The following is a 1,168-nucleotide window of genomic DNA, read 5'->3' as shown; positions in this document are numbered from 1 at the left end:
TACGGGAGGTTGCGGGCCATGACGATGCGCTGGACCTGGTTGGTGCCTTCGTAGATCTGGGTGATCTTGGCGTCGCGCATCATGCGCTCGACGGGGTAGTCGCGGGTGTAGCCGTAGCCGCCGAGGAGCTGGACGGCGTCGACGGTGACCTCCATGGCGACGTCGGAGGCGAAGCACTTGGCGGCGGCGCCGAAGAAGGTGAGGTCGGCGTCGACGCGCTCGGACTTCGCGGCGGCGGCGTAGGTGAGCTGGCGGGCGGCCTCCAGCTTCATGGCCATGTCGGCGAGCATGAACTGCACGCCCTGGAAGTCGGCGATGGGCTTGCCGAACTGCTTGCGTTCCTTCACGTAGCCCTTGGCGTAGTCGAGGGCGCCCTGGGCGATGCCGATGGCCTGGGCGGCGATGGTGACGCGGGTGTGGTCGAGGGTCTTCATCGCGGTGGCGAAGCCGGTGCCCTCGGCGCCGATCATGCGGTCGGCGGGGATGCGGACGTTGTCGAGGTAGACCTCGCGGGTCGGGGAGCCCTTGATGCCGAGCTTCTTCTCCGGGGCGCCGAAGGAGACGCCCTCGTCGGACTTCTCCACGACGAAGGCGCTGATGCCCCTGGACCGCTTGTCGGGGTCGGTGACGGCCATCACCGTGTAGTACTCCGAGACGCCGGCGTTGGTGATCCACCGCTTGACGCCGTCGAGGACCCAGAAGTCGCCGTCGCGGACCGCGCGGGTCTTCATGCCGGCCGCGTCGGAGCCGGCGTCCGGCTCGGACAGGGCGTAGGAGAACATCGCCTCGCCGGCGGCGAGCGGGCCGAGGTACTTCGCCTTCAGCTCCTCGGAGCCGGACAGGACCACCGGGAGCGAGCCCAGCTTGTTCACCGCCGGGATCAGCGAGGACGCGCCGCAGACCCGGGCGACCTCCTCGATCACGATCACCGTGGCCAGCGCGTCCGCGCCCGCGCCGCCGTAGCTCTCCGGGACGTGCACCGCGTGCAGGTCGTTGGCGACCAGCGCGTCCAGGGCCTCCTGCGGGAAACGCCCCTCCTCGTCCACCGCCGCCGCGAACGGGGCGATCTTCGCCTCCGCCAGCGCACGCACCGACTCCCGGAGCATCTCGTGCTCCTCGGAGGTCCGGTACAGGTCGAAGTCCTTGCCCATGGTCTTGAGCTCCCTGG

General features: G+C 69.8%; 1 protein-coding gene. It reads right to left on the bottom strand.

The genetic code is table 11. The features are described from left to right. On the bottom strand, positions 1-1,151 hold a 1,151-nt coding region (locus IE321_RS41500), incomplete at its 3' end, for an acyl-CoA dehydrogenase family protein (RefSeq protein WP_190226782.1). Between the last annotated feature and the right edge of the window lie 17 nt (positions 1,152-1,168).

Source organism: Streptomyces hydrogenans (genome assembly GCF_014656075.1).
GTDB lineage: Bacteria > Actinomycetota > Actinomycetes > Streptomycetales > Streptomycetaceae > Streptomyces > Streptomyces hydrogenans.
The sequence above is the reverse complement of the archived record's forward strand: the minus strand, read 5'-3'. Positions and strand labels throughout refer to the sequence as shown.